This is a genomic window from Parendozoicomonas haliclonae (genome assembly GCF_900174585.1).
Classification (GTDB): domain Bacteria; phylum Pseudomonadota; class Gammaproteobacteria; order Pseudomonadales; family Endozoicomonadaceae; genus Sansalvadorimonas; species Sansalvadorimonas haliclonae.
Window position 1 is genome coordinate 356,515 of the sequence record NZ_FWPT01000006.1, and the last position, 26,483, is coordinate 382,997.

Annotated in this window: 28 protein-coding genes; 10 read left to right on the forward strand and 18 right to left on the reverse strand. The window is 49.5% G+C overall.

Translation table 11 applies throughout. The annotated features are described in order from the left end of the window. Positions 1 to 46: 46 nt before the first annotated feature. From EHSB41UT_RS14770 to EHSB41UT_RS14785, 4 genes are all read left to right on the forward strand, one after another. Positions 47 to 1,381 carry a 4Fe-4S dicluster domain-containing protein gene (locus EHSB41UT_RS14770; RefSeq protein ID WP_087111163.1) on the forward strand — a complete coding sequence of 445 codons (1,335 nt, stop codon included), beginning with the start codon at positions 47 to 49 and terminating at the stop codon, positions 1,379 to 1,381. After that, positions 1,378 to 1,929 carry a BMC domain-containing protein gene (locus EHSB41UT_RS14775; protein WP_087111165.1) on the forward strand — a complete coding sequence of 184 codons (552 nt, stop codon included), beginning with the start codon at positions 1,378 to 1,380 and terminating at the stop codon, positions 1,927 to 1,929. Before EHSB41UT_RS14770 ends, EHSB41UT_RS14775 begins: the two co-directional genes overlap by 4 nt. Before the next feature lie 93 nt (positions 1,930 to 2,022). Further along, positions 2,023 to 2,454: an EamA family transporter gene (locus EHSB41UT_RS14780; RefSeq protein WP_087111167.1), complete on the forward strand. Its 432-nt coding sequence runs from the start codon at positions 2,023 to 2,025 to the stop codon at positions 2,452 to 2,454. Between the two features lie 141 nt (positions 2,455 to 2,595). Continuing rightward, complete coding sequence (locus tag EHSB41UT_RS14785; RefSeq protein WP_087111169.1) at positions 2,596 to 3,186, forward strand: peroxiredoxin-like family protein; 591 nt, start codon at positions 2,596 to 2,598, stop codon at positions 3,184 to 3,186. Between the two features lie 40 nt (positions 3,187 to 3,226). Here the strand turns inward: EHSB41UT_RS14785 and EHSB41UT_RS14790 are convergent, their stop codons facing one another. Further along, positions 3,227 to 3,769, reverse strand: coding sequence for a peroxiredoxin-like family protein (locus EHSB41UT_RS14790; RefSeq protein ID WP_087111172.1), 543 nt, complete (start codon positions 3,767 to 3,769; stop codon positions 3,227 to 3,229). A gap of 24 nt (positions 3,770 to 3,793) precedes the next feature. After that, the gene (locus tag EHSB41UT_RS14795; protein ID WP_242667326.1) at positions 3,794 to 4,300 is read right to left on the reverse strand and encodes an NAD(P)H-dependent oxidoreductase; all 507 of its coding nucleotides are present in this window, start codon (positions 4,298 to 4,300) and stop codon (positions 3,794 to 3,796) included. A 195-nt stretch (positions 4,301 to 4,495) separates the two neighbouring features. Here EHSB41UT_RS14795 and EHSB41UT_RS24725 point away from each other — a divergent pair, with 195 nt between their 5' ends. Next, positions 4,496 to 4,636, forward strand: a complete 141-nt coding sequence (locus EHSB41UT_RS24725) for a winged helix-turn-helix transcriptional regulator (RefSeq protein ID WP_242667327.1) — start codon at positions 4,496 to 4,498, stop codon at positions 4,634 to 4,636. A gap of 299 nt (positions 4,637 to 4,935) precedes the next feature. On the opposite strand, the gene eutA is transcribed toward EHSB41UT_RS24725, so the two are convergent. Next, positions 4,936 to 6,390, reverse strand: coding sequence for an ethanolamine ammonia-lyase reactivating factor EutA (eutA, locus tag EHSB41UT_RS14805; protein ID WP_242667328.1), 1,455 nt, complete (start codon positions 6,388 to 6,390; stop codon positions 4,936 to 4,938). A gap of 181 nt (positions 6,391 to 6,571) precedes the next feature. Continuing rightward, complete coding sequence (gene eutH, locus EHSB41UT_RS14810; RefSeq protein ID WP_087111176.1) at positions 6,572 to 7,684, reverse strand: ethanolamine utilization protein EutH; 1,113 nt, start codon at positions 7,682 to 7,684, stop codon at positions 6,572 to 6,574. A 333-nt stretch (positions 7,685 to 8,017) separates the two neighbouring features. On the opposite strand from eutH, the gene EHSB41UT_RS14815 reads away from it, so the two are divergent. From EHSB41UT_RS14815 to EHSB41UT_RS14825, 3 genes are read left to right on the forward strand one after another with little or no spacing between them, the layout of a single operon-like run. After that, complete coding sequence (locus EHSB41UT_RS14815) at positions 8,018 to 8,665, forward strand: TetR/AcrR family transcriptional regulator (protein WP_087111178.1); 648 nt, start codon at positions 8,018 to 8,020, stop codon at positions 8,663 to 8,665. After that, a complete protein-coding gene (locus EHSB41UT_RS14820) occupies positions 8,662 to 10,068 on the forward strand; it encodes an efflux RND transporter periplasmic adaptor subunit (protein ID WP_087111180.1) in 1,407 nt (468 codons plus the stop codon). The genes EHSB41UT_RS14815 and EHSB41UT_RS14820 overlap by 4 nt, the downstream gene beginning before the upstream one ends. 3 nt (positions 10,069 to 10,071) lie before the next feature. After that, a complete protein-coding gene (locus EHSB41UT_RS14825; protein WP_087111182.1) occupies positions 10,072 to 13,215 on the forward strand; it encodes an efflux RND transporter permease subunit in 3,144 nt (1,047 codons plus the stop codon). A gap of 66 nt (positions 13,216 to 13,281) precedes the next feature. Here the strand turns inward: EHSB41UT_RS14825 and EHSB41UT_RS14830 are convergent, their stop codons facing one another. Further along, a complete protein-coding gene (locus EHSB41UT_RS14830) occupies positions 13,282 to 13,740 on the reverse strand; it encodes a methylglyoxal synthase (RefSeq protein ID WP_087111184.1) in 459 nt (152 codons plus the stop codon). A gap of 69 nt (positions 13,741 to 13,809) precedes the next feature. Next, positions 13,810 to 15,042, reverse strand: coding sequence for a sterol desaturase family protein (locus EHSB41UT_RS14835; protein ID WP_087111186.1), 1,233 nt, complete (start codon positions 15,040 to 15,042; stop codon positions 13,810 to 13,812). A 157-nt stretch (positions 15,043 to 15,199) separates the two neighbouring features. On the opposite strand from EHSB41UT_RS14835, the gene EHSB41UT_RS14840 reads away from it, so the two are divergent. Further along, positions 15,200 to 15,958: an alpha/beta hydrolase gene (locus tag EHSB41UT_RS14840; protein ID WP_165767276.1), complete on the forward strand. Its 759-nt coding sequence runs from the start codon at positions 15,200 to 15,202 to the stop codon at positions 15,956 to 15,958. Further along, positions 15,958 to 16,413, forward strand: coding sequence for a DUF4124 domain-containing protein (locus EHSB41UT_RS14845; protein WP_087111189.1), 456 nt, complete (start codon positions 15,958 to 15,960; stop codon positions 16,411 to 16,413). Before EHSB41UT_RS14840 ends, EHSB41UT_RS14845 begins: the two co-directional genes overlap by 1 nt. A 67-nt stretch (positions 16,414 to 16,480) precedes the next feature. On the opposite strand, the gene EHSB41UT_RS14850 is transcribed toward EHSB41UT_RS14845, so the two are convergent. The 12 genes from EHSB41UT_RS14850 to EHSB41UT_RS14915 form a co-directional block, all read right to left on the reverse strand. Beyond that, positions 16,481 to 17,746 (reverse strand): 6-phosphofructokinase, encoded by a 1,266-nt coding sequence (locus EHSB41UT_RS14850; RefSeq protein WP_087111191.1) that lies wholly within the window; start codon positions 17,744 to 17,746, stop codon positions 16,481 to 16,483. Positions 17,747 to 17,980: 234 nt separating this feature from the next. Beyond that, complete coding sequence (locus tag EHSB41UT_RS14855; protein ID WP_087111193.1) at positions 17,981 to 18,424, reverse strand: DUF4124 domain-containing protein; 444 nt, start codon at positions 18,422 to 18,424, stop codon at positions 17,981 to 17,983. Between the two features lie 159 nt (positions 18,425 to 18,583). Next, positions 18,584 to 18,919 carry a hypothetical protein gene (locus EHSB41UT_RS14860; RefSeq protein WP_133060527.1) on the reverse strand — a complete coding sequence of 112 codons (336 nt, stop codon included), beginning with the start codon at positions 18,917 to 18,919 and terminating at the stop codon, positions 18,584 to 18,586. A gap of 91 nt (positions 18,920 to 19,010) precedes the next feature. After that, a complete protein-coding gene (locus tag EHSB41UT_RS14865) occupies positions 19,011 to 19,619 on the reverse strand; it encodes a hypothetical protein (RefSeq protein WP_087111197.1) in 609 nt (202 codons plus the stop codon). A 113-nt stretch (positions 19,620 to 19,732) separates the two neighbouring features. Next, a complete protein-coding gene (locus EHSB41UT_RS14870; RefSeq protein ID WP_207626650.1) occupies positions 19,733 to 20,320 on the reverse strand; it encodes a GNAT family N-acetyltransferase in 588 nt (195 codons plus the stop codon). 676 nt (positions 20,321 to 20,996) lie between these two features. Further along, the gene (locus EHSB41UT_RS14880) at positions 20,997 to 21,461 is read right to left on the reverse strand and encodes a GNAT family N-acetyltransferase (RefSeq protein ID WP_087111203.1); all 465 of its coding nucleotides are present in this window, start codon (positions 21,459 to 21,461) and stop codon (positions 20,997 to 20,999) included. Between the two features lie 73 nt (positions 21,462 to 21,534). Further along, complete coding sequence (locus EHSB41UT_RS14885) at positions 21,535 to 22,395, reverse strand: IS3 family transposase (RefSeq protein WP_106408282.1); 861 nt, start codon at positions 22,393 to 22,395, stop codon at positions 21,535 to 21,537. Beyond that, positions 22,392 to 22,700 carry a transposase gene (locus tag EHSB41UT_RS14890; RefSeq protein ID WP_207626651.1) on the reverse strand — a complete coding sequence of 103 codons (309 nt, stop codon included), beginning with the start codon at positions 22,698 to 22,700 and terminating at the stop codon, positions 22,392 to 22,394. Before EHSB41UT_RS14890 ends, EHSB41UT_RS14885 begins: the two co-directional genes overlap by 4 nt. A gap of 613 nt (positions 22,701 to 23,313) precedes the next feature. Beyond that, the gene (locus EHSB41UT_RS14895) at positions 23,314 to 23,850 is read right to left on the reverse strand and encodes a hypothetical protein (protein ID WP_133060528.1); all 537 of its coding nucleotides are present in this window, start codon (positions 23,848 to 23,850) and stop codon (positions 23,314 to 23,316) included. Positions 23,851 to 23,899: 49 nt separating this feature from the next. Next, positions 23,900 to 24,388 carry a nucleotidyltransferase family protein gene (locus tag EHSB41UT_RS14900; RefSeq protein ID WP_207626652.1) on the reverse strand — a complete coding sequence of 163 codons (489 nt, stop codon included), beginning with the start codon at positions 24,386 to 24,388 and terminating at the stop codon, positions 23,900 to 23,902. 433 nt (positions 24,389 to 24,821) lie between these two features. Beyond that, a complete protein-coding gene (locus tag EHSB41UT_RS14910) occupies positions 24,822 to 25,304 on the reverse strand; it encodes a hypothetical protein (protein WP_133060529.1) in 483 nt (160 codons plus the stop codon). Between the two features lie 100 nt (positions 25,305 to 25,404). Further along, positions 25,405 to 25,932, reverse strand: a complete 528-nt coding sequence (locus tag EHSB41UT_RS14915) for a hypothetical protein (protein ID WP_087111214.1) — start codon at positions 25,930 to 25,932, stop codon at positions 25,405 to 25,407. Positions 25,933 to 26,483: the final 551 nt, after the last annotated feature.

Below are 26,483 nucleotides of genomic sequence, written 5' to 3' on the forward strand. Positions count from 1 at the left end.
TATGCAGTGGGCATGCAGATTGTTGTCCACGAATACCGGAGGAAGAATGGATCTGATTGCACAGATTCAGCAGGCCGGGGTTGTTGGTGCCGGTGGTGCCGGTTTTCCAACCCACGTCAAGCTCAACGCGCAGGCGGAATACCTGATTATCAACGCTGCGGAGTGTGAGCCACTGCTGCAGACCGACCAGTACCTGATGAAGAATCAGGCTCTGCAGCTGATCGGCGGCATCCTGATGTCCCAGAAGCAGATCGGCGCCGAAAAGGCGGTGATTGCTGTTAAGGGTAAGTACAAGGAAGCGATTGCCAGCCTGCACGATGCGATCACCCGTCTGGGTGCGTCGGTTGAGATCTTTGAGCTGCAGAATTTCTACCCGGCCGGTGATGAGCAGATGACTGTGTTTGAAGTCACTGGTCGTTCCGTTCCTCCTGGTGGTATCCCGCTGAACGTCGGCTGTGTGGTCTCCAACGTCGCCACCATGATTGGTGTGTTCGATGCGGCTCAGGGTATCCCGGTCACTTACAAATACGTCTCCATTCTGGGTGAAGTGCGTGAGCCGCGTGTGATTCGCGTACCGGTTGGCACCAGCTTTGAAGAGTGTCTGGCGGCGGCTGGTGGCACTGTGTCCAGCGACTTTGCCATTATCCGTGGTGGCCCGATGATGGGTGGTATCGTCACGAAAGACGACCTGCCACGTATGAACATCACCAAGACTGACGGTGCTCTGATTGTTATCCCTGCGGATCACTATCTGGTTGAGCGTTCCCAGCTGACCGAAGAACAGATTCTGATGCGCGCCAAGGCGTGTATTCAGTGTGGTTTCTGCACCCAGCAGTGCCCACGTTACCTGATCGGCCACGATCTGCATCCGCACAAGATGATGAACGTGATCAAGTACGGCATGCCTATCGATGAGAGCTGCTCCGAAGCGCTGCTGTGCTGCGCCTGTGGCGTGTGTGAAATGTATGCCTGCCCGATGGGTATCGACCCGCGTCAGGTGAATATCATTATCGCCAACAAGCTGCGCGCCCAGGGCATCCGCTACCAGCACGATAGCAGTAACATTATTGCCCGTGAAGGTCGCGAAGACCGTAAGGTTGACCCTTACAAACTGATTAACCGTCTGGACCTGTCCCGCTGGGATCATCAGGAACTGCACGAATTTAAAGCGGTTGATGTGGATACCGTCACTCTGTCTCTGTGGCAGCATATCGGTGCCGGCAGTGAGCCACAGGTTCGCGTGGGCGACCGTGTTGAAACCGGTAAGGTGATTGGCACCATTCCGGAAGGCAAGCTGGGTTCCACCATTCACGCAAGCATCAGCGGTGTTGTCACCGCTGTTGATAATGACTCTATTACTATTAGCAGGAACGCAGCATGAGCAAGGCGCTGGGACTTCTTGAATTCAGCAGTATCGCCAAAGGCATGGAAGCAACTGACGCCATGACCAAGGCTGCCGCGGTTATCCTGGAAGATGCAAAGACTATCTGCCCGGGTAAATACATGGCTATCGTCTCTGGTGACGTTGCCGCAGTCTCTTCCGCCATCTCTGCCGGCCGTGATGTTGGCGGTAGCATGATTGTGAATGAACTGGTTATTCCAAGTGTTCACGAAGAGCTGTGCCCGGCAATGCAGGGCACTTCCGAAGTGTACAAGCGTGGCCCGGTTGGCATTCTGGAATTTTTCAGTGTGGCTTCTGCGGTTGTTGCAGCTGACACCGCAGCCAAGACCGCTGACGTAAAACTGATGGATGTACGACTGGCTATGGCTATCGGTGGTAAGTCCTACGTGACCATGACCGGTGAGCTGGCTTCTGTCACTGCAGCGGTTGAAGCCGCAGCTGAAGCAGCCGGCGGTGCCCGTGGCATGCTGATTCACAAGACTGTGATCGCATCCCCGACTGAAGAGTTCTTCAGAAAGCTGATCTAAATTATTCAGTTCTCTGAATAATCCAAAGGGTTCGGAGCCTTAGTTCCGAACCCTTTTTTGTGCCTGTTCATTGTTACTCTACCCGGACTTTTTATGTCTCAGTCTTCCTGGTTGTTCTGGGCCTTTCTGTCGGCTGTGTTTGCGGCTATGACCGCGGTGTTTACCAAAATGGGCGTGAATACCGTGAACTCCGACTTTGCCACGTTTATCCGTACCTGTGTGATTCTGGTGCTGGTGGGTGGTATCGCCTTTTTCTCTAAATCATTCCAATCCCTCAGCACGATTTCCAGCAAGGGACTGACCTTTCTGGTGTTGTCCGGCGTGGCGACCGGTTTGTCCTGGCTGTGTTATTTCCGAGCCATGAGTCTGGGACAGGCTTCTCAGGTGGCGCCTGTTGATAAGCTCAGTGTGGTGTTTGTCGCGGTGCTGGGTGTGCTGTTTCTGGGAGAGCAGTTAAGTACTGTGAACTGGATGGGTGTGGCTTTGATTACAGCCGGCGTGATTCTGGTGGCGTGGCAGGGATGATTTAAAATTTTTGCTGCATTCTGGTGGTTTGGCTCCCACGCTGAGCGTAGGAGCCAGTATAGCCTTCACATCGCAAAGCTTGCAGTTTGTCTATTTTTCGCTATTTCAATCTTAGGTAAGACACTCTGAATAGGTTGGATCATGCTAAGCAAACGGGAACACCTGAAGTTACGAGCCGTGGAGATACTGGATGAATATATTGAACGACAGATCACACCTGTCGGCACTCTCCTGCCCGAGGCAACGCTAACAACATTTACAGGGGAGCGGGTTTCGGTAAAAAACCTTTATCGGCAGAAGCCGCTGTTACTGGCTTTTATGCGTGCCTCGTGGTGCCCCTACTGCCGTGGTCAGGTCACCATGCTTAATGGTATGGCTTCAACCTTTAAGGCCATAGGCTGCGAGATGGCCATCATTACCCGGGAAACACCGGAAGAGTCAGAGTTTCAATCAAATGAGATCACTCTCGTTAGTGATGTGGGCAATGAGTTTGGTAAAAAACTGAATATGACCTACTACGCCACAGAAGAGATCACCCGCATCTACAAAGAGCTGGGTATTGTTGATCCGGTCGAGGGTTACTGGGATACCAGTGAACTTAATGTTCCAGCGACGTTTATCGTAACCCCTGACGATGGTCGTATTATTTTCAAACATGCCCGCCGTGATTATACCCGGCGGGCAACCGGCTCCCAGATTATACGCGAGTTGAGTCGTTTAAATAATTACTGACATTGATAAGCGCTGACCTCACGCGCCCGACTCTTTTTCGTCAGTACGTGGCGGTTCCACGAATCGGGTAGTTGTTGGCAGGATCTCTAATCCAGCGCAGACCCGAGATCAAGGTTGCCAGCTCCGGGCGTACAAACGGGTTATTGGAAATATCCACTACGTGCAGATTACCGTCACTGTTCACAACAAACAGGCCCGGCTCGGCAAAGTTGTGATCTGTTTCCTGTGCTGAACGCGGCAGTGAGATATAGACCCCCAGAGTCTGCATCTGCCGCTCGGTGAGGCCGTAGGCCATGGGAAAGTTCACCGAAAGCTGCGCCATATGGCTTTCCAACTGGGTCTTTGAGTCGGCAGACACAGCGATAATATCGATACCGATGCTCTTTAACTCGTCCTTCAACTCCGCCAACTGATTGAGGTAGCGTGTGCACAATGGGCAGTGGCGTCCACGATAAACGACAACCATTTGCCAATCTGCGCCAGACTCGGTACGAGGCTTGCCGAGGGAAACTGTCTCGTCCGCCAGTGTTGCGACTGTCAGCTCAGGAAAAGCCTGACCAGCAGCCAGTTTGTGCTGTTGCATTATCTCTCTCCTGTTTGTCTGGAATCACAGATGTTGTTGCAGGTGCGCCTGATAGCGTTTGAGATCGTTCCCGGTATCAGGGTTCTTTATGACATCAAAGCTGACGAATGTCGGCAGGGCCGTCATGCCAAAGAAGCGGAAGTTCATGTGCATGGAAATCATCAGATCATCAACGCTTTTGCCCTGAAACAGATATTGCCCGGGATCATTGAAAGCCGCCTCCGGTGCATTAAACGACAGCGACATCAGGTAACGGGTATTCTGAAGTTTACCACCACTGCCGTATTGCCTCGATGGATCCTCCAGATGACGGCCATCCCCATCACACAACACACCTTGCATACCGGCCGTGTAGACAAGATCCATATAGCGCTTGAACGACCAGGATACACCCATCCAGTTAACTGGAATCTGCAAAATCACGATATCGGCCCAGAGGTGTTTTTCCAGTTCGGCGTTAACATCGTATTCTTCCGTCATGCGAGTAATCTGGATCTCATGCCCTTTCGCATGGACAACTTCAGCTGCCATATCAACCATCGCACCGCTGAATTTACCCTAGGAAAATGGATAAGGCTCATGGGTATTGATGATAAGAATATTCATGACGGGACTCTTTGTACCTGAATACAGTTATAGGGAGGAAAATTTTCTGTTTTGAGGTGAGTAGCATCAACCAGCCTACTCGCAATAAATAGCAATGAACGCACGATCAGTAAAAACAACATGCTTGGAACCCTGCGCATGGAACGAGGCATGCGCCTTATTGGCGGTCAATGGAAAGGTTCCATTCTGTGGCATCTTAAGGATGGGCCGGTACGCTTTAACGAACTGTCCCGCATGCTCGGGGAAGCCAGTAAAAAATAGTCAATGAACGACTACAAGAGATGGAGGTCCAGCAACTGATTATTTGAACAGTGATCAGTGACCGTCCAATTGCCGTAACCTATGAAATATCAGAACTTGGTCGTTCCAGTCTTACAATATTGTCTCAGTTGAAAGAGTGGGCAGAAGCACAGAACATCTAGCCATCATGGGGCTGTTCTCACCGCCCCCTCGGAACACATCTGGCTGATCACTGCTGTGCAGTGGTGGTGATGTATGATGCAGCAAAGCGCGTTAACGCAGAGCTGCAACATCAGGAGGGGAGGAGCTCTCCTGTCGGTTTAGTAACCAAACACCAGTGTCTTAACAATTACCGGCAGCACGGTGCCATCGGCCAGTGGCTTACCGATATCGATGTAGTCGCCGTCTTTCACTTCCACGCTGTCGAGGCAGATAACATCCTTCTCGATCTTGCGGATGCGCAGCTTGGTTTCGATGGTCTGGCCCAGTACTTTGGCGAAGTCTTCTTCCACCACAACCACCAGAGGCTGATCCAGACGGATCATGGCATCCATACCTTCGATGATGGCGTCCGCCAGTTCCTGCACGTAGGAGAACTCGGGCATCTTCGGGCCTTTCATGCCCAGTGCCACGTGCTGGGAGCCGGTTTCCAGATTAAACCAGCTGAGCTTGTCGCGGATAATACCGGCCAGCTCAGACATTGGCAGCTCTTCATCCTTTGCGCTCAGACGCAGAACCGGAATGTTCTTTAGCGGGAAGACGTCACGGGTAAAGTTGATGGTGCTGCCGCTGATATCAGTGGCGTGGGAGCCTGCGCCGATCACTGTCGCACGAATGGTTTCCACGGCTTCAAACTGACCAATACCGGTGACCAGTGGGGATCGGGCGATGGCGCGGCCTAGTAGAACACCGAGGTCGCCGTACTCGTAATCGCCTACCGTAGAATCATTGTCGTATACATGAACGGCTACACCGCCAGAGAAGCACAGCTTGTCGATGGTGTAATCCAGTTGCATGGCTGAAGTGCCACGACCCACCAGAAACTCCAGATCAGGCGTGGCCGGCTTCAGGCCAACAGACTCTTCCAGAATCTCGACCATACTATCAACGATACGATCAATCTGCGGACGGGTCAGTACATCACCAATCTGTACTGGCATACCCATGCGGCGGGTCATCTCAGACCACTTCTCGGAGATATACGTCACTTCCGTGCCGCCTTTCTCGAACTTGATCAGACGACCACCGATATCCAGACAGCTGGTGTCGATTACTTCACCAACATTGTAGGAGGCGATATTGGTGGTGCCGCCACCGATATCCAGATTGGTGACGATAATGTTCTTGGCATCGGAGTGCTGGGCTGCGCCAGCGCCTTTACCGGCGATAATGCTTTCCAGATCCGGGCCGGCTGTTGCCACAACAAAGTCACCGGCAAAGGTGCTGAGCATTTCAGCTACTTGCTTGGCATTCTCTTTACGGGCGGTTTCACCGGTAATAATGACTGCACCGGTATCGATATCGCTCGGGTTAATGCCAGCATTGCGGAACTCGCCTTCGATGATGTCTTTCACCCTGGCAGCATCGATCATGGTTGGCGACAGCAGGGGGGTGAAGTACACCGGGCTGCGATAGACGACATCACGACCCACGATAACGATCTTGGGAATCATCGCGCCAGGAGAGACGTTCTCCATCATGATCTTGGTAAACACCAGCTGAGTGGTGGAGGTGCCGATATCAACACCGGCGCTGAGAATTTCTTCTTTCATCATGGTCTCCGGACGCTATCTGATTTTCGCAGACCGCTCGTTATTAAAATGCAGAACAGGCTGGGAAAATAAGATGTTTGTCGTGCTAAAGAAATAAGGGTTTTAAACCCCGCAGTTTGATAAGAAAAAGGCTGCCGGTGAGGGCAGCCTTCTTACTTTAAACCTGCATGCAGATCACAGCGGATTAAGCGTGAGCAGCTTTGCCGGCAACCGGCTTTTCTTCTGCCATGTTCTTGGTCAGGAAGATAGCCAGGATCAGAGCAGTGATACCACCGACCAGCTTGCCAGCCAGCATGGCGGAGATCATTTCGCTGTTAACGGCAGCGGTGTAACCCAGGTGGTCACCCAGTGCGAAAGAAGCACTTACTGCGAACGCAACGTTGATGATCTTACCGCGGTTGTCCATATCCTTCAGGATGTTGAACATGGCGATGGAGTTAGCCAGGGTAGCAACCAGACCAGCAGCAGCGGTTTCGCCCATGCCCATGGAGCGACCCAGAGCCAGCAGTGGCTTGTTGAACTTGTTGGTGATGAAGTGAACCAGAGGGAACGCACCAGCCAGAACCATGGCGATGTGACCAACGGTAGACACACCATCAGAGAATGGAGCCATGCCAGGGATCACAACGATACCGGTCAGAGCTTCAACAACAGCAGCCGCCAGAGCCAGGGTGATGATGATCACAACGCCCTTACCGAACACTTCAAAGCCGCTGATCATCTTGGCTGGAGCCAGTTTCAGACCCAGAGAGATAGCTGCAGCAACGATGATAACCGGTACCAGGTTCACCAGGATGGTGCCAACTGGCAGACCAGCAACCAGACCGCCAACCAGAGCGCCCACAGGGATAGTGGTCAGACCGATCAGAACGCCACGTGCCAGGTACTGGGTGTCTTCTTTCTCGATGATGCCCAGAGCAACAGGGATGGTGAATACTACGGTTGGGCCCATCATGGCGCCCAGAATCAGACCGGAGAAGTTAGCGATGCTGGCATCCTGAGTCATCTGCTGAGCCAGTGGGTAACCACCCATGTCGTTAGCCAGCAGAGTACCTGCGAACATTGCAGGATCAGCGCCAACAGCCTGGTACAGAGGAGCCAGAACCGGAGTCAGAACAGTGTTCAGAACCGGAGCCAGACAGATTACACCGATCATGGCTAGTGCCAGAGCACCCATGGCCATAAAGCCTTCTTCAAACTTTTCGCCGTAACCGAACTTGTTACCCATGGCTTTGTCGATGGCGCCAAGCACCATGAAGCCCACCATGATATAGAGGATGATGTCGTTCAGAGACATTTGATAGCCCTCAGGGGTTTTATAAGGGGGAGAGACCTTTTCCAGAGACCGCCAGAAAAAGGCAGCTCCATTGAAAACGGCGCAAGGCTATCAATAAGCGATCTATGGGTTAGTGACTTTCCTCAAGAGCCGGTTCTGGTGAAATTGCGATATTTGACCTGCGTCAACTAATGCGAGTGGGAAGCTTCAGAAAAGTATTGATCTGACGTCGTAAAAGCCTGCGCGAAGACAATAAAAGACGCTCGTCCTGTTTTTTGAAATCACGACTTACTTGCATTGGAATGTTTGTGGATTTATTTTATTAATCATCCGATTAATAAAAGAGAAGAGCTTATGGCTCGTGGCAGACCTCTCAATCCTGAAAAGCAGGAAATCGCCCGTCAGGCATTGCGCGAAGCAGCCCGTACGCTTCTGCAACAGAAGTCCTACCGCTCCATTACCATCCGTGAGCTGGCAGAGCAGGCTGGGATGCAGTCGGCCATGGTGAGTTATTACTTTGGCAGCAAGGAAGGTTTGTTTATTGATCTGCTGGAGCAGAGTGGTGAACGACGCCAGCAGTTTTTAATGGAGCTGAGCCGTAAGGTTCTGTCCACTCCAGAGCGCGCTATTCCTCTGTTAGTTGATAATGTTGTTGATCTGCTGGCCTCAGAGCCCTGGGTGGTAAAACTGTTTCAGGATGAAATCCTGACTCAGGAATCCAGCCTCCGTGAACATTTCATGCAGGCTATTCCCAATCGTCTGAAAACCTATCTGCAGACACTGCTGCATCAGCTGATCTCTCTGGGCATTCTGCGCAGTGATCTTAAAATCGAGTTTCTGGTCACTACGCTCATGAGCAACCTGCTTTATCCATTTGTTGCTGAACCGGTAATGTCGCGAATGATGAATCTGGATCATGAGACTCTGTGCAGCCGGGAGTGGAAAGACCACCTCATAGGAATTTTGTCCCGAGCGCTGGAGAATCCGGGAGAGCAACTATGAGACTTCCTGCCTTTCTTTCCAGCAAGTGGGCCTTGCCGGGTATCGCCGCAGGAGGTTTGCTGGTACTGATCGCGGCCGGAAAGCTCGCTTCAGGTCCGCAGCACAGTGAACAGCAGGAGACCCCTCTTCCTGTTGAGATTCAGGTTCTCACTGTTGTTGAGCATGAGCCATCCGTCTCCGGTCATGGCATCGTGAAAGCGTCTGTCGAGCTGCAGCAGATTGCTGAAGTCGCTGCCCGGGTTGTCTGGGTCAGCCCGGCACTGGTTCAGGGAGCCATTCTGGCTGAGGGCGAAGTGCTGGTTCAGCTGGATGATACGGATTATCAGCTGGCAATGGATCAGGCGCTGGCACAGCACAAAATGGTGAATGCCCAGCAACAGGAACTGCTTAGCAGTGAAGTGAATCTTGGCAGGCGTCTGGAGCTGGTCAGTGAGAAAGTTGTACTGGCGGAGAAAGAGCTGACACGTAGGCAGCAGCTTGCAAAGCAGGGTTCTTTATCCCAATCACAGCTGGATGTGGAGCAGCAGAAGTTTATTGGCCTGCAGCAGGAGCAATCCAGCCTGGAACAACAGTTGGATGCGCTGCCCAGTCATAAGCAAAACCTTGCCGCACAACTGGCTTCCGCAGAAGCTACTATCGCACAACAACAGCGCAATATTGACCGCACCCGTATCACCATGCCGGTGAACGGACGTATTCGCAGCGTCTCTGTTGAAGTCGATGCATTTAAGGCGCAGGGGCAGGTCTTGTTTGAAGCGATTGGTATGGAGCAGGTGGAGATTGAAGCCCAGTTTTCACTGGAGAAACTGCGCCCGTTTTATCAGCTGGCTTTTGACGGACAAACAATCAGTCATTTGTCGCTAAATGAACTGGCTGAAAAGCTGAAGAACACTGGTTTACGTGCCCGAATTTCTTTGCCCGTTGCGCCTGGCGAACATTGGCAAGGCAAGGTGGTGGCGCTGCGAGAAGGCTTAAATCCCGGTAGCCATACCATGGGTGTCGTTATTCATGTTGATCAGCCATATGGGGATATTGTTCCCGGGCAGCGGCCACCATTGCTGGCAGAGTTACAGGTTGATGTGGAATTGATTGGAGAGGTACAGCCACTGGTTTCTGTTCCCTTGTCCGCTTTACACAGCACAGCATCCGGTCAGGCTCTGTTTCTGGCTTATCCGCGAGCAAACACAAAGGAAGACAATTCGATCAGCCATCGGCTACATAAACAACTTGTGACGCCCAAGTTGCTGTCGGGTGACCATGCCTTGTTTACTGCGCAACAGCTGCAATCGTTGATAAACGACAAGGCTGAACTTGTGCTCAGTGATATTGCCCCGGCTATTGAGGGCATGGCTCTTAGTGCTCAGCAGGCTGAACTAAAACCTGAAATGGTGCTGGGGGAGTAACCGATGTTGCGATTATTTGCCGGTCACCCCACGGCGGCCAATTTGCTGATGCTGGCGCTGTTGGCCATTGGTCTTCTCAGTCTGCCAGAGCTGAGACGGGAAACCCTGCCGGAAATAAAATTTCATGAAGTTAAAGTGGCAGTTGCCTATCCAGGGGCTGGTCCGGTGGAAGTGGAACAGGGTATCTGTCTGCCATTGGAGCAGGTCACCAATGGCATCAGCTTTCTGAAGGAGAAGCGCTGTGAAGCCCGTTCCAATATGGGCAGCATGACGCTGAAAATGCTGGAACAGGGGGATTTTGATACCTTTCTGGATGATGTGCGTGCCGCTGTCGGCGAGATAGATAATTTTCCGGCTACAGCCAAAGCACCGGTGATTACCGAGCTGGGGCGTACCTCTCCAGTCGTTTCCCTGGCGCTCACGGTTGAGGATGAAAATTTTTCTGCCAGTGAACTCAAGGACCTTGCCGAAGTTATCAAGGCAAAGATGCAGGCCACACCGGGTATTCCGCTAGTGGAGCTGGGAGGTTTCAGTCAGCGTCAGCTCATAGTGAGTGTGAAGCCTGAAAAGCTGCGCCAGTATCAGATCAGTCTTCAACAGATCGCGGCCTTGTTGCAAAAGCAGAATCTGGATCTTCCCCTTGGTGATCTGACCAACAAAGACAAAACCTACGAGCTGCGTTTTATTGATGAACGGCAGACGCCAGAAGCGCTTGGCCAGCTGACGTTGCTCAGCGCAAGTAACGGCGCTCAGATTCACCTGAATGAATTGGCGGATATTTATTTCGGGTTTGATAAGGAAGAAGAGTACGCCACCTTTGATGGTCAGCGGGTAGCGTTGTTGAAGGTTTTGAAAAGTACCCAGGATGACAGTCTGGATGTTCATCAGGTTGTTAAAGAGTTTGCAGATACACTCGCATTACCCAAGGGTATTAACCTCACTTTGACTCAGGACTCGACCGGGATTGTTAAGGACCGGCTGAATATGTTGGTCAGTAATGCCTGGCAGGGATTGGTGTTGGTATTCCTGACCCTGCTGATGTTCTTTGGCCTGCGTTACAGCTTTTGGGTGATCACCGGTCTGCCGGTCAGTTTTATTGCCGGTCTGTTTGTGATGGCTCAGCTGGATCTCACCATTAATATGATGAGTATGGTGGCTCTGCTACTGGCGCTGGGGATTCTGATGGACGACGCCATTGTTATATCCGAAAGCGTTGCGGAACATGCCAGAAAAGGGCTTGCACCTTTGGATGCGGTTACGCAGGGGCTGGGCAAGGTATCCCAGGGGGTTATTTCCTCGTTCCTGACTACGGCCTTTGTATTTGGCTCTATTCTCGGGCTGCAGGGCGACCTGGGACAGATACTCAAGGTCGTGCCTTTAATATTGCTGATCGTCATCAGTGTCAGTCTGGTAGAGGCCTTCTTTATTCTGCCGTCGCATCTGCATCACACCCTTAAGCATCAAGATGCCAATGAGCCGGGCCGGCTACAGCAGCGGGTAAATATCTGGTTTGAAGCCAAGCGTAAGCGTTTGGGGGATGTGCTGGAGAAGGCTATTCAGTACCGTTATGCTGTGATCGGTACGACAGCTGCCGCTTTCTTCCTCAGTATTGCCATGATGAGCAGCGGGATTCTCAAATTTAATGCGCTGCCGGAAATAGACGGCGATATTCTGGAAGCCCGTTTGATTATGCCCGGCGGTACACCTTTGGCGGAAACCGAGCATCAGGTGCAGGAGATTCTTAACGCGCTGATGGCTGCTGAGATGGCGCTGCAGGGGCAGGAAGACAGCCCTCTGATCGAGCATATTACCGTGCGCTACGGTGAGAATCCGGATGCCTTCGATACTGGTCCTCATCTGGCAACCATCAGTCTGGATTTATTAACGGCCGAGCAACGCAATACCTCCATTGATACGTTAATCAGCGCCTGGCTTCATGCTTTGCCGCCCATGCCTCGCGCCAGCAAGGTGATGCTGGCCGAACCCAGCATTGGCCCGGCAGGGCGAGCCATTGAGATGCGTTTGACCGGGCTGGATCGTCCACAGCTGGCCGCAGCATCCCAACAACTGCAGGTCTGGCTTGCCCGCTATCATGGGGTTTACAACGTGCTGGATGATTACCGACCGGGTAAGCCGCAGCTGAATCTTAACCTCAAGCCAGAAGCCCGTATTTTGAATCTGGATGCCAGCACGGTGGCTAACCAATTACGCAGTGCCTTTGCCGGTCTGGTGATTGATGAGGTGTATCGGGAGATCAATTCGACTCTGCCTGGGTTTGCCTCTACGGCGGACAATATGGAGATTGTCGTACAGTTGGATCAAAGCCAGCCTGACTTGGATACCCTCCGGGACTTCCCGATAGTAGTAACTGATCAAACCGGTCAGCCCCGATTGATTCCTCTGGCCACTCTGGCAGATATCCACTGGCAGCGGGATATCTCACGTATTCAGCGGATTAATAACCAGGGCACGATTACTGTGTTTGGCTCCCTGAATGCTTTGGAAGCTAATACTGTTGAGGTGGTGAATGACACATTAAGTCGGTTTGTCCCACAGCTGAAACGTGACTTCCCCGGTTTGCAGATTGATGTGCAGGGCGAGATGAAAAACTCCAGTGAAACTCAGGGCTCCTTGCGCTCGGGTTTGATTCTGGGTCTTTTGGGTATTTTTGCTTTGCTGAGCTTCCAGTTCCGGAGTTATGCTGAACCGTTGCTGGTCATGGTGGCGATTCCTCTGGCGTTAATTGGGGTGGTGCTTGGACATTTGATCATGGGGCAAAACCTGGCCATGCCGAGCATGATTGGCTTTGTCTCTCTGGCGGGAATTGTGGTGAATAACTCCATTTTGCTGGTGGAGTTTATCAAGCATAACTGCCGGGATGGCATGTCTCTGGAGGATGCTGCGCGGCAGGCCAGTCAGGATCGGCTCCGGGCGATTGTTCTGACCACGTCAACAACTGTCGCCGGTATGCTGCCATTGTTGTTTGAAACCAGTTTGCAGGCGCAGGTATTGATTCCGTTGGTGATCAGTGTGAGCTTTGGTCTTTTGGTTTCCACGGCATTGGTGCTGATAGTTCTGCCCTGTCTCTACCTGATCCTTCAGGACTTTAAGGAGTTTCGTGCTGAAAGGATCTTGGCTCGCGCGTAATTGGTTTTGGAAACAAAAACGGTGCCATATAAGACACCGTTCTTCTAACTTGCGCTTAACGAGAGATCAGGTCGGACGATTGGCCTTGTAGCTGTCATAGTCCGGCGCGGCCCGTTCAAACTCGGTATGGAACAGGGATGAGGTGATCATCATATCGGCGGAAGCCGGGTTACACGCTACGGGAATATTCCAGACCGCGGCCAGGCGCAGCAGGGCTTTGATATCCGGATCGTGGGGCTGGGCTTCCAGAGGATCCCAGAAGAAGATGAGGGTGTCGATCTTGCCTTCGGCAATCATGGCGCCGATCTGCTGATCACCACCCATGGGACCGCTGATCAGCTTATTCACATCCAGACCAAGGCGTGCGCTAATCATGCTGCCGGTGGTGCCGGTGGCATGGAGCTTGTGCTTGGCCAGCAGGTCGTGATGCTTGTCGGCCCAGTCCAGCAGAGCCGGCTTCATATTATCGTGAGCTACCAGCGCAATACTGCGGGTAGCAGGCATGGAAACAGTTTTGTAATCCATAAAGGAGTATCCCGGTGCGAGGGGCGGTCGGTGGCCACCTGTGGAACACTCCTGATATCCGGTTCTGGATTACGCCTCTCCTTTTATCGCTGCTGCCTGTGATGTGCGGGCAGTGGCGATAAATACCATTATGGCGGAAAGGGCGATCCAGAAAGCAGCGGCCAGCCATACAGAAACCGGAACCAGCTGCCATTGCCAGTGCGTGATCAGGAGAGTACAGACTGTCAGGCCAATACGTTGAAATTCTACTCTGGGCAGACTGTGGTTTTCCAATAGTTTGCCAATATACATCAGGTTTATTGCCATCAGGCTGGCCCAGAGGGCATCAAAGGCATAGCTGGTGGTGTGGCTGATGCCCATAAAAAGGGTGGTGGCAAGGACCAGTAAAGCAAACTGGATGCCGGAGTAGATTTTGACTGTTTTACTGACGGCAGGGTCGTAATCCTCGTAGGCATGGATGTCGGGCATTTCACTCGGCGGTGCAACATCAGCCGGACGATAGCCAGTATGGCGGAACCAGAGAGCGAATTTTTCTTTCCAGCTCTTTGTCTTGATCGCGTCGTGCATCAGGTCGGCAAACGGGGAAAGGTTAGCCGTGATCGGGTTCCAGTTACGCAGCGGCTTGATGGTGCCGTAACGAATAGGCTCGTAGTTCTCGTCTTCTTCCATAAAGGTGCCGAACAGGCGATCCCAGAGAATAAACAGACCACCGTAGTTCTTATCCAGATACTTCAGGTTCTTGGCGTGATGCACCCGATGGTTGGACGGTGTCACAAAGATCCATTCATACCAGCCCAGCTTGGGAATGTGGCGGGTATGGACCCAGAACTGGTAAAGCAGGTTGAGCAGGCTGACGGTAAAGAACACTTCCGGCGGAAAGCCCAGCAGTGCCAGTGGGACATAGAAGATCCAGGATAGGAAGAAGCTGGTGCTGGTTTGGCGCAGGGCGGTGGTGAGGTTGTACTCCTCACTCTGGTGATGCACGGAGTGAGAGGCCCAGAAAATATTGACCTCATGGCCAATCCGGTGATTCCAGTAATAACAGAAATCCTGCAGCACCAGCACGGCCAGCCAGACCCACAGGCTTGCAGCATCAAAGGTGAACAGTGCCAGGTTGTTATAAATGAGCACATACATGCCCAGGTTGGTGACCAGCTTGAGGGTAATGCTGATCATCCCGCAGCTCAGACTGTTGATGGCATCGTTCAAGCGGTAATAGTCTTTCTTGCGGATGACTGTCGCGATCACTTCGATCAGGATCAGCACCATAAAGGCAGGAATGGCGTAAGTTATAGGATTCACAGCAACGACCTTTTATTTTTATTTGGCTGTATGTCTGTGTTTCTACCACAGATAGAAAAGGGGGAGAAGGCGGGTAGAGTCGGCAGATGCTAATGACGGTATTTGAAGGCAAACATGACTTTCCATAATATGGTGTAAAAACAAAAAGCAGATGGCTATGGAAAACAAGCCTCCCATCGTATTTCTACACGGCATGTGGTGTACGCCTGCGGTATGGCATCGCCTGAGTCACTATTTTGCAGAGCGGGGTTATGAGGTGCATATGCCGGCACTGCGCCACCATGAAGCAGGCTCACAGGATCTTGCGGCGCTGGGGCAAACCAGCATTCGCGATTACCTCGATGATCTGGATACATTTCTCAATGGCTTTGAACAGAGGCCGGTTCTGATTGGTCACTCCATGGGCGGTCTATTGGCTTTGCTATTGGCCAGCCGAGGCTGTGCTTCTCAAACGATTCTTCTCTCTCCTGCCGCACCGGCCGGGTTGGTTGCCTTGCGAATGAGCGTGATACGAACCTTTGCGGCTGTACTCTCGCGTTGGGGATTCTGGAAAACCGCCATGAAGCTTTCTCCCAAGGCGGCAAACTATGGCTTATTTAACCGATTGCCGGATGAAGCAAGACCGTCACATTATCAGGATATGGTATTTGAATCGGGCAGAGCGGCCAGCGAGATTGCTTTCTGGTATCTGGACCGGCAGAGCGCAACGAAGCCGAATGGACAGCCGGACTGCCCGATGCTGGTGATGGCCGGCAAGCATGACCGGATTACGCCGGCCAGTGTCTGCCAAGAGGTTGCGGATAAATATCAGGCTGATTTTCTGTTGCTGGACGATCATGCTCACTGGCTGATATCTGAACCGGGCTGGGAAAAGGTCGCGGAGCAGTGTGAGATCTGGCTGGAGATGAATCAATAATGGGAGTTCTGTTCAAAGCCATGGAAGGTTTGCAAAACATTGCCCTTGTGCTGGTGGTGACACTTATGCCTCTCTCCCTTGCCCAGGCCGAGATTTATAAGTGGGTGGATGAAGACGGCAATGTACATTTCACCGATAAGCAGCACAGTCAGTCCAATGCCCGAGAAGTGGAGTTAAAGAAATCCAACGATTACAGAGGCTCAAATATTTACCGGGAGCAGAAGAGCCGTTTCCAAGCTATGGACCATGAGCGCAATATTAAGAAGCAGGCCAAACAAAAAAAGAAGCAGTCCATGGCCAAGCAGTGCGAATATGCACGTTACAAGCTGGGGCGTACGGAAACCGCGTCTTATGTTTTTGATATCGATGATAAAGGCGAGCGGATTATTTATACCGAGGAACAGCGGCAGCAGGCGGCGAGCAAATGGCGCTCGTTTATTGACAGGAATTGTTGATATCACCTACTTGTTCCCACGCTGAGCGTGGGAACAAGTAGGTTCGGCTTTTTTATGGAGATAAGCTTCAGATATCGAAAGCTGGCAGCTTCTTCTCAACAAAGTGCTTTTCCAACTTGGCGAATACCGGCACACCCTTCTTGAAAGGAGGCAGGTCTTCGCCCTGGATCAGAGGCTGCAGATAGGTGCGGCACTCTTCAGTGATGTGCAGGCCATCCGGTGCGATAAAGTGCGCAGGCATCTTCATCTCAACGTTGGCGACCATCTCCAGCGGCGCTTCACCAATGCTCCAGACGTATTCATCGCCTTCGTTCTCTTCACGCACGATGGTGGCCATAACACCATTCTTGCCGGACAGGGCAAACTCAACGGCAGAGCTGCCGACAGCGTAAGCCTGTTCAACGTCTACGGCAGAAGCCAGGTGGCGTGCGGAACGCTGCAGGTAATCCAAAACCGCCCAGTGGTATTTGTAACCCAGGGAGTCTTTGACCATCCGTGCCAGAATCGGGGCGGTACCGCCCAGCTGAACGTGACCGAAGGCATCGGTGGTGCGGGAGGCGGACAGGAAGGTTCCATCAGCATAGTGAGTGCCTTCGGAAGCCACGATGACACAGTAACCGTGCTGCTCAACAATGCGCTGAACCTTGGCCAGGAAGCTTTCGCGGCAGAAATCCACTTCCGGGAATAGCAGCATGTGCGGAGGATCGTTCTCTTCTTCCATAGCCAGTGCGGCAGCTGCGGTGATCCAGCCGGCATGACGACCCATCACTTCCATAATGAAGACCTTGGTGGAGGTTTCATGCATGGATTCGATATCGAGGGACGCTTCCTTGATGGAGGTAGCCACATACTTGGCCACGGAGCCGAAGCCCGGGCAGGTATCGGTGGCTGGCAGGTCGTTATCAACCGTTTTGGGAACACCGATGCAGGTGATCGGGTAGCCCATTTTCTTGCTGTAATAGGATACCTTGTGGGCGGTATCCATGGAGTCGCCACCACCGTTATAGAAGAAGTAGCCAATGTTGTGGGCCTGGAAGACCTCAATCAGACGCTGGTACTGAACTTCATTATCTTCGATGCTGGACATCTTGAAGCGGCAGGAACCAAAGGCGCCACCTGGGGTATAGCGCAGGGCGGCGATGGTTTCTGCGGATTCTTTGCTGGTATCGATCAGCTCTTCACGCAGAGCCCCGAGAATACCGTTGTGGCCCGCATAAACGGTGCCGATTTTGTCCGGATGACGGCGAGCCGCTTCCAGCACACCACAGGCTGAAGCATTGATAACAGCTGTTACGCCACCTGATTGCGCGTAAAAAGCATTTTTGACGGTCATCCCGAGAGACACTCCTGAATATTCAGTTCTTCTTACCGGCGCGGAAATACCCTGCATGAGAGTTATTTTTATACATGTCGATTGTCGGACCCGCCGGTGCGGCAATCATACGTGATCAATAGTTATTTGGCATGTACCGCGCTCTATTTTTTGTTGGAAAATGTTTGAACTGATTATTCAATAACCGGGCTTTACCCGTTGCCGTAACAAAGGCCGCCTGTAATTTGTTAGATGTTATTTGATCTTCTTCAGGTACTGGACGATGCCAAGGGTTTTGACCTTCATAGTCGTGCCATTGAATTCAACAATCGTGTATTTGGAATATCCCAAATCAATCTTGTTCCCGGATAGCGTGTAACTGTCTGGCCGGAGGCTTTTGCCGCTGGTGATAACTTCCATGGTTTTTTCAGTGAAGACCCAGACATCCTCTCCTACTTCGGCTTCCTCAAGTTCGATATCGCCAAAGCCAGTAATAGCCCAGGAGCCAATGAGTGCTGAAGTGGTAAGAGCGGCAGTGCTTTTATTTTCGGGAAGAATGGCAGGCTCACCCGGGCATGGATTGCTTTGAAACATAACCTCGCCAGCTTCGTTTTTGCATTTAAATACAGCGGCATTGGCCGTAAGAGGCAGGCCGATTGAAAGAAGAGAAGCTGTGATGAGTAAACTGATTTTTTTCATTGGAAATTATTAGTTTTATAGGTTGTTGCGAGAGAGATAGGGAGCTTCAAAATAACCTGAAGCATAACGGTTAATAATTATTCTTAGCCGGATGATGCCAGCGTTAGTGGAGAAGTGAAAGGCAAGAAAAAGGAGAGAGGGCGGAAGGGGTGTTATTGTCTAAGGCTGGGTTAGTTGAATAAATAAACCATGCCCGGTAAACCCGATAAGAATTATGAGAATGGTACCGGTGAGAACTTTGCTGGCCGGATGTTTGGCGTGAGTCATGGTCAGCATTTTAAGCAGCATAAGTGAGTAGATTGTAAGTTCGCTGGCGAACTTTGTGGTGGTGATGGCCTGTGATGCACCACTCTGCCATATCCCTACTGGTGCATGGTGAAAGTAAATCCCCCACAACATCTGATAGCTAATGGCGATGGGAACACAGGCAAGCCAGATGAATTTCCACAGGGGGAAAGTTCGTTTATTTAAAGGAGAAGGGTTAGATCTGGACATTAGACAGGGTATTGCCAATCGCGGTTGGCGGATGTTGATATGTGGGAATGGTGGGCAAGGCCGTGAAGGATGGCCTTGCCAGAGTGAACACTTACATTGAAATGGCTAAGGACTCGAAGAAGCGATCAATAATCTCTTTTTCATTGGTGGCAAAAGCTTCGTCTATTTGCGTCATGATCAGGATGCCGGAGTCAGTGGCACCATAGGTGAGAATATAGCGCTTAATATCGGTATCCTGGTACTTGGAGGTTACCAGCTTGCCTTTCAGAACCTTGCCATCGGACAGAGTTAAATGTGCAGGCTCGGATTTTACGTTGTAACCGTACTGCACTTCTTCTTTAGTGACTTCACTGACCATGATATCAATCATCAGTGAAGGGTCTAATGTCTTGTATTCCTGCACAATAACGGTGGTACCGATCGGCGTCATCATTCCGGTTTGATAAATCCCGTCGCCCAGATCATTTGTGGATGGGGTAAATTTGCTGGAATGCATAAAGGAGAAGCTATCGGAAACAAAGGAGATAAAATCCTTTTGCTGCAGCTTTACAGAAATATGTTGATTACCAACCTTAACCAGCTTGTTCTCATTGAGGGAGAAATCATAAGCCTTACCGTTTACGGTAATCGTGTAGTTTTCAGCCAGTACCAGACTTGGGATCAGTAATAGGGCCGCTGAAATTAGATGAAAGATTCTCATAGTTATAGTGTCGTCGTTTACGTGAGATATGGCTGAATGAGGATGATACTGGGATAGCTGGTGGATGTCTGCGGGTGAAGTATAAGGTGTCGCCACCAGTAACTACGTTACTTTCAGCTCAGAGTAATTGGTTTTTGCATGCTCTGGGATATGACCTGATATCCGGCATCAGCATAGAGGTTAATGGCCGCAGAGTTATAGCTGAATACATGGAGGCCAAGACTTGTTGCTCCCAGCTCAGCGACTACCTGTTCGACAGTGTGAAGAGCCGCTTTGGCATAGCCTTTACGGCGATAGCGTTCGTATATTTCCAGACTGAGAATAAACGCTGATTTGGCCTGTGAGTTCTCGTCAACTTTCACCCAGAGATGGCCCACAATGGCTTTGTTTTCGTTTTCAATAATATTGAAAAGATGATTGTTGGGTGTTTCCAAGCCTTCTGGAAGAAGCGATTGATAAACCTTGTGAGAGCGAGCCATAGCTTCGGACTCAACCCAGCGACCAGAGGTAGTGTTGGCTTTCGCGTATGAAGGGATAGCAGTCTCAAGGAAGTGCGAATAAGCGTCTGGGCTCATTGCTTTTAGGGATATTGGCATAGCTAGGGATGTTGTTGGATGAGGTGTAGCGCGAAGTTGTGGGGCGCTGGAGGCGTTCCAGGCATCTTGTCTGCCGTACACCAACGCCTTGTTATGTGCCTTCACATTGCAACTCTATCAGCTTAATTTGACGAGCTGCTAAGAATTAGTCTTTGCGATTAGCGACTTTACTAAAGGGTCCTCTTCCTGAATGTCTGAATCAGAGCGGACTCTAATTAAAAGTTTGACGATGTTTTCATAACTTACTTCATTAAAATCAGGTCGTATTATGGAACCAAAAACACAAATTAAAGATATGTATACAAGACTTTCGTAAGGTAAATACCCTTTCAGCATTAAAATTATTGATAAAACCAAGAAAATAAAAAGCATGACCCTAATGACTTTGGTTCTAGCAATATACCTTTCGGCTTTGTTTATCAGTTCAACTTCCCTTTTTGTTAGCTGCACATTTATTTCCTTTGGCTGATTAGCGAATTTCTATAAGTTTATGTTTCCTATTTTTACAAAAAAGCTACAGCTCCATTTCTAGAAAATAACCGATGGTTATAATCACATAAATCATTGGAACGAGCTTAACCATTGCTCATGACGATTTCAACTTGCTAAGAATGTTGATACTAAAGGATCGAGTGTAATACTTGGGAATAAGCTAGTCCTGAATGCAATACTGGGGATTTTATTATTTATAGAGTGACTTGGTAAGGTAGTCTGCGGGTAACGCCTGTATGTGTGGAGCCGGAGGCATCCCAGAAGCGTAGCGACGAACAAGAAGCTCTTGTTAAATGCATTTTATTAATTGTGCGCACGGGGTTTCTTCGCCCCACATATAATCTGAGTCTTCTAAGAGGTGAAAGCCTTGTTTTATGTAAAAGTCGTATGTTTTTTTATAGTCCGAATTATTTGCTCTAGGGCTTAGAGTTTTGACTTGCACAAATGAGAAACGTTTGGATTTTAAATCATTCTCTATGTATTGGTAAAAATCAGTTCCCATACCTTTGCGATGATAGTCTCTATGAAGTGCAAGAACATGAAGCTCCACAGAGGTGGAGCTATGGTGATTTACTGAAAAGAATCCAACAAGTTTTTTGTCATCCCAAGCCGTATAAGTTGGCATTGTATTTATATCATCAATATATTTCTGCAGAGCATCTTCTCTACCAAACCACTCAGGAACACTTCTTAAAATAGGCTCGCAAATTGATCCAAGCCCATATTCTTCTGCTTTAAATCTGATTTTATTCACAAATGTTACCGTTGAAATGGAGTGGTGTTACTCACGAAAAGTGGAACTGGTGTTACCCACGAAAAGTGGACACCTATTGTGTATTGAAGTTTTCAAAATCAACAGGACTAAGGTAACCCAATGTGGAGTGTCGTCTAATCCTGTTATAGAAGATTTCGATATATTCAAAGAGGCTTGATCGTGCTTCCTCAACGGATTTGAAGGTCTCTGCATACACCAGCTCGACCTTCAAACGGCTAAAGAATGACTCCATCGCAGCATTATCCCAACAGTTACCTTGTCGACTCATGCTGGGAATGGCGCCGTGACGTCGAATCAAACTCTGGTAGCGTGTTGCCCGATATTGCACACCGCGATCCGAGTGTACGATCAGACCTGGCTCAATGTGCCGTTGACCCAGTGCCATATTGAGCGCCTGAGTAATCAGCGTTTCGGTCATCTGGGTGTCCAGCGCCCAACCAACAATGCGGCGAGAATAAAGATCCATCACAGTCGCCAAGTAGAGCCAGCGCTGTTGAACCCGGATATAGGTGATATCTGTGGTCCACTTCTGATTGGGACGCTCAGCTGCAAAGTGACGTTTCAGAATATTATCAGCAAGACCATAGCGTGCTTCCGGGCTCGGGCTGTATTTAAAGGCTTTACCATTACGGGCTTTGAGTCCCGCCTCTTGCATGAGACGCGCCACATAATTGAGGCAGCAGTGAATCCCCATGGCCCTGAGCTCGGTAGTAATGCGAGGAGCACCGTACCGCGCCTTGAAGGATTTATAAAGTGCGATGATTGCAGCGATTAGACAGCGTTCTCGACGTTTGTGGGAAGGTTGGTCGGCCTTCTGCCACTGATAATACCCGGAGCGTGAGACCGCCATCACTCTACACATCAAGACAAGGGGGTAGAGTTGTCGGTAGCGTGCGATAAGCGCGTACTTCACTCTTGGTGGTTCGCGAAGTACGCCGACACCTTTTTTAGAAACTCATTCTCTTGTTCGAGGCGATGGTTCTCACGCTTGAGGCGCCGGATTACCTCGGATTCCTTCTGGCTGTAATCCACACCGGCCGAAGTGTTGAACTGTTTGTCAGATAGGCGAGTGAACTGGCGCTTCCAGTTATAGATCTGCTGAACACTGATGCCGAGCTGTTGAGCCACATCAGAGGCTTTGTGCTCAGGAAGCCCAGCAAGGCGAACAGCTTCTTTACGGAACTCTTCGGTATAAGCAGGGTGTCTGTGCTTGGTCATGGAACACCTCCTGGTTAGACAATAATCTAACTTAGCGGGGTGTCCACATTGCGTGGGTAACTCCTGCACATAACGCCCGCTTATGGGGCGCCGGAGGCGTCCCATTTGAAGCTCTTGTTACCCGGAGGGTGGCACGACAGAGACCGTGTTATTTGCACAATGCGTGACTGCTTGTTTGAGCGTTGCGGGACGAATATTGCGATGTTTAATATTTGGTGTTTTTCGGAGTGCGATAATCATTTTAATTACAGGAATAGGGCACACCTGTCTTTCTCCGAACTGCCCAAGTCCTTTACTGCTTAACCTCGGGTAACGCCCGCTTATGGGGCGCCGGAGGCGTCCCATTTGAAGCTCTTGTTACCCGGAGGGTGGCACGGCAGAGACCGTGTTTTTTGCACAGTGTTTAACCGTTTGTTTGAGCGTTGCGAGATGTATGTGCGATGTTAAATATTTGGTGTTTTTCGGAGTACGATAATCATTTGATTTCCAGGAATAGGGAACACCCTGTCTTTCTCCGAACAGCCCAAATCCTTTACTGCTTAACCTCGGGTAACGCCAGCATGTGGGGCGCCGCAGGCGTCCCACGAGCGAAGCGAGAAACACCATGCTCTTGTTACATGCTGTTGGTTTTCAAATTTATGTGATCTATATAATTTTTATATGGTGTGCCAATGATAATTGCGTGTAAATCATGGCGATACCCTCCACGATGTATACGCTCATGATTGTGTTTTATTGATAAAAGAAGTTTCCAAGCATTATGATCATTGATCCATTCATTAGATAATGGTTTGGTAAACCCATAGCTAGACATAAAAGCTAAGCATTCTTGAAAATCATCAACTTCATGAGATAAATTCTCGTTAATATTCAATAGCGCAATTTGTATATTGTCTATCGTCCTTTTGTTTGGATTCGCTATATTTATTATTTGAGAAAATGCTTCCTCATTTGAGGCTAGTTCTTCATGAATCGATTCTTTCAGCTCTATACACTCGTTTTTGTACTGATTTTTTTCACTTTCACTCATTTCTTCGCAATCACACTCTAGCGCATAAATATTAGCCGGGAATATCATCATTAAGATAGTTATGATTTTTCTCATAGTTCTATAAGTCGATATTTGTGGACTGGGTGAAGAATTAAGCATGTAACGACTGCGTAAGGGGCGCCGAAGGCGTCCCTTCTTGACGCACTTGTTATAACACGGTACGAAGATTAGGCCAGATTTCTAGCCATTTCTTGGACCTCACTCTTTGTTGAAAGGTGTCAATTGAGCGTTTTGGATTGTATGTGATTTCACCAGCGAAGAGGGTTTCCAGGCCAAAGACGCTTTCGATATTAATTGAATTATCAGCATTGAGAGATACTCCAATAGCCGTCTCTTTTTCTGGCCAGTAACTCATGGCATCTAAAGTGTTCTTGTATGGACGATCACCATTTGCAGTGTGTATGAAAGCCTGATTTGTAGCTTCCCACAGAAAATCTGGGTATGCACGATTAAGTTGTTCGGTTATTTGCTGCTCAATATCGTTGCTACAGTCAGATGAATCGTAAAAGATAACATCAATATCATTCAGTGCTGTTTTTTTTGAATGGATAGAATCCCATACAAGGTTCCGAACGAAACCCGCAGCAACAAGACAATCAGGCAAGTTTAGAGACCGGACGATTGATAGAATCTCCATTCTCTCTTTATCCTGATTTAGAAGATCAAGAAGGTTGTGCATAGTTGATGTAGTGTTATAACGCCAGCATGTGGGGCGCCGTAGGCGTCCCACGAGCGAAGCGAGGAACACCATGCTCTTGTTAAGCGCGATTACGCTTCATCTGAGACTTGTTCCCAGATAGACTCAAACCCTTTAGATTCCATGTACAAGCTTACCTCGTAGTAGATGTCCGGAAGAGTATCAGAGTTATCTGATCTCCCTAGTACTACTGTGCCTGACTCGGAATCATCTGCCATCTGATCTACGGCTCTCCATACGAACTTTGAGAATGCAAAAGCATCTTCCCGATTGGAAACCCCTGACTGTAAAATAGAAAGAATATTTTGATCCTGAAGTGCAGTGGCGTAGTGCTGCAATAGGTCTAAAACATGAGGATAACGATTGAACTGAATCACGATGCTAACTCCGAATCTCTTATAACTGACATTCTATCAGCTACCCAGCGTAGTTTTTCCACTAAGCTACTAACTTTCATTTCTCGAGTAACAGCCAGAAAGTAGTGACCTTTCTTCTTCGGTTGTCGGTCTTGGACAAAAGCTAACCCATCAGGAATGTCTGACTTTGAAAGTACCCAATAGACATCTACAGGCTTCCTTTTGCCCCGAGAGACCATCTTGTAAACACCTTTCAAATTTTGCCATGTAGACGAGAATGATAGTCCCATCTGGTCATCAGGTAATACCCACTGCTCATCCTGTGAAAATTTATAATCACAGATTCTGATTCCCATTACAGTCCGAAATCGACCTTCACCCGGATCAGAATAAAGAGTTGGATGTTCTCCTCTCAAAGTAGGTCTTGCAACATAACCATCTATTTGATTGATTATCTCACGTAAATCAGTAAGGCATTTGAATTGAAGAGTGTCGTCCATTGATCTCTCGTTTTATTGTGATATTTATTGTAGCGCTTAACGCCAGCATGTGGGGCGCCGAAGGCGTCCCAGGAGCGAAGCGAGAAACACCATGCTCTTGTTATGCGCTTGTAGCACGATCTCTAGCTCTTGTTACCATTTCTTTTATTGAATAATGCTGAGATTGCATTTTCTGCTGTAGAGCAATGATTCGTGCTTGGTACATAGATACTTGGCTGTGTTTTTTATGCAGGTCTTCTATATTTGATGAATGTAAAAATTCCTGATTTGACATTACATCTTCAAACCCTTTCGAGAATTGAATTATATTCTCATACTCGCTATTTAGGTCTTCTATTGTTTGTAAATATCCTGAATGATTAATTTTGCCAGTTATTGTTGCATGACTTTTTAGATCCCGTTTTATTTCTGTATAGAGATTTTGACATACAATTGTGAAGTTCAATGAATCCCTACATGCTGAAATAATCTCTAAGATTAGTTGTCGTTTTTCTATTAGTTGTGTTTTGTCAGATGATCTCTTTGCCATCACGACAGCCCGCCAGGCAGCGATTGCTGATATAATTGCAGCGATTGATGAAATTATACCCGTCACAGCGACGATAAATGTTAATTGTTCTTCACTCATTTTTTAGTGCACTGTGTTGATTGTTAAGAGCGCATAACGCCCGCTTAAGGGGCGCCGGAGGCGTCCCATTTGAAGCGCTTGTTAGCTGCTGATTGTTGACGATGATGCTGCGTATTTTTGCCCAACATTACCAGCACAGATGTTGATAGCTGGCTTACACGAAAACACTGGGCACAAACTGTTTTGCCAGCATGGCAGAAACAAGCAAACAGCGCAGAATTTTATGCTGGCATTGCACGAAGGATAATGCGTCTGAACGTGACGCCAGCTTGCACTGATGCCTGGCTAGCAATTTACTGCGGACTATCAGATTTTTCTTTTCAACACTCGAAGCCAAAAGTAATTGATGATCTTGCGGACTTAAGACAGCTAACGCCTAAATAAGGGGCGCCGCAGGCGTCCCTTTGATTTATTTGTTATGTGCCGCGGATTCATAAACCAAGTGCGACAGGTAAGAGGTAAGCTGCGATATTGATGACTTTCGCTCGGCCGGAGTGAAGAACCATGCAATATCATCAGCTTACCTCCGAAGAAAGGTTTATGTTTTCTTT

Excerpts from the sequence above, each read along its gene's own strand:
- EHSB41UT_RS14770 (WP_087111163.1), top strand. The coding sequence starts at position 47 with ATGGATCTGATTGCACAGATTCAGCAGGCCGGGGTTGTTGGTGCCGGT.
- EHSB41UT_RS14775 (WP_087111165.1), top strand. The coding sequence starts at position 1,378 with ATGAGCAAGGCGCTGGGACTTCTTGAATTCAGCAGTATCGCCAAAGGC.
- EHSB41UT_RS14780 (WP_087111167.1), top strand. The coding sequence starts at position 2,023 with ATGTCTCAGTCTTCCTGGTTGTTCTGGGCCTTTCTGTCGGCTGTGTTT.
- EHSB41UT_RS14785 (WP_087111169.1), top strand. The coding sequence starts at position 2,596 with ATGCTAAGCAAACGGGAACACCTGAAGTTACGAGCCGTGGAGATACTG.
- EHSB41UT_RS14790 (WP_087111172.1), bottom strand. The coding sequence starts at position 3,769 with ATGCAACAGCACAAACTGGCTGCTGGTCAGGCTTTTCCTGAGCTGACA.
- EHSB41UT_RS14795 (WP_242667326.1), bottom strand. The coding sequence starts at position 4,300 with ATGGCAGCTGAAGTTGTCCATGCGAAAGGGCATGAGATCCAGATTACT.
- EHSB41UT_RS24725 (WP_242667327.1), top strand. The coding sequence starts at position 4,496 with ATGCTTGGAACCCTGCGCATGGAACGAGGCATGCGCCTTATTGGCGGT.
- eutA (WP_242667328.1), bottom strand. The coding sequence starts at position 6,390 with ATGATGAAAGAAGAAATTCTCAGCGCCGGTGTTGATATCGGCACCTCC.
- eutH (WP_087111176.1), bottom strand. The coding sequence starts at position 7,684 with ATGTCTCTGAACGACATCATCCTCTATATCATGGTGGGCTTCATGGTG.
- EHSB41UT_RS14815 (WP_087111178.1), top strand. The coding sequence starts at position 8,018 with ATGGCTCGTGGCAGACCTCTCAATCCTGAAAAGCAGGAAATCGCCCGT.
- EHSB41UT_RS14820 (WP_087111180.1), top strand. The coding sequence starts at position 8,662 with ATGAGACTTCCTGCCTTTCTTTCCAGCAAGTGGGCCTTGCCGGGTATC.
- EHSB41UT_RS14825 (WP_087111182.1), top strand. The coding sequence starts at position 10,072 with ATGTTGCGATTATTTGCCGGTCACCCCACGGCGGCCAATTTGCTGATG.
- EHSB41UT_RS14830 (WP_087111184.1), bottom strand. The coding sequence starts at position 13,740 with ATGGATTACAAAACTGTTTCCATGCCTGCTACCCGCAGTATTGCGCTG.
- EHSB41UT_RS14840 (WP_165767276.1), top strand. The coding sequence starts at position 15,200 with ATGGAAAACAAGCCTCCCATCGTATTTCTACACGGCATGTGGTGTACG.
- EHSB41UT_RS14845 (WP_087111189.1), top strand. The coding sequence starts at position 15,958 with ATGGGAGTTCTGTTCAAAGCCATGGAAGGTTTGCAAAACATTGCCCTT.
- EHSB41UT_RS14850 (WP_087111191.1), bottom strand. The coding sequence starts at position 17,746 with ATGACCGTCAAAAATGCTTTTTACGCGCAATCAGGTGGCGTAACAGCT.
- EHSB41UT_RS14855 (WP_087111193.1), bottom strand. The coding sequence starts at position 18,424 with ATGAAAAAAATCAGTTTACTCATCACAGCTTCTCTTCTTTCAATCGGC.
- EHSB41UT_RS14860 (WP_133060527.1), bottom strand. The coding sequence starts at position 18,919 with ATGTCCAGATCTAACCCTTCTCCTTTAAATAAACGAACTTTCCCCCTG.
- EHSB41UT_RS14865 (WP_087111197.1), bottom strand. The coding sequence starts at position 19,619 with ATGAGAATCTTTCATCTAATTTCAGCGGCCCTATTACTGATCCCAAGT.
- EHSB41UT_RS14890 (WP_207626651.1), bottom strand. The coding sequence starts at position 22,700 with ATGACCAAGCACAGACACCCTGCTTATACCGAAGAGTTCCGTAAAGAA.
- EHSB41UT_RS14895 (WP_133060528.1), bottom strand. The coding sequence starts at position 23,850 with ATGCTTAATTCTTCACCCAGTCCACAAATATCGACTTATAGAACTATG.
- EHSB41UT_RS14900 (WP_207626652.1), bottom strand. The coding sequence starts at position 24,388 with ATGGAGATTCTATCAATCGTCCGGTCTCTAAACTTGCCTGATTGTCTT.
- EHSB41UT_RS14910 (WP_133060529.1), bottom strand. The coding sequence starts at position 25,304 with ATGGACGACACTCTTCAATTCAAATGCCTTACTGATTTACGTGAGATA.
- EHSB41UT_RS14915 (WP_087111214.1), bottom strand. The coding sequence starts at position 25,932 with ATGAGTGAAGAACAATTAACATTTATCGTCGCTGTGACGGGTATAATT.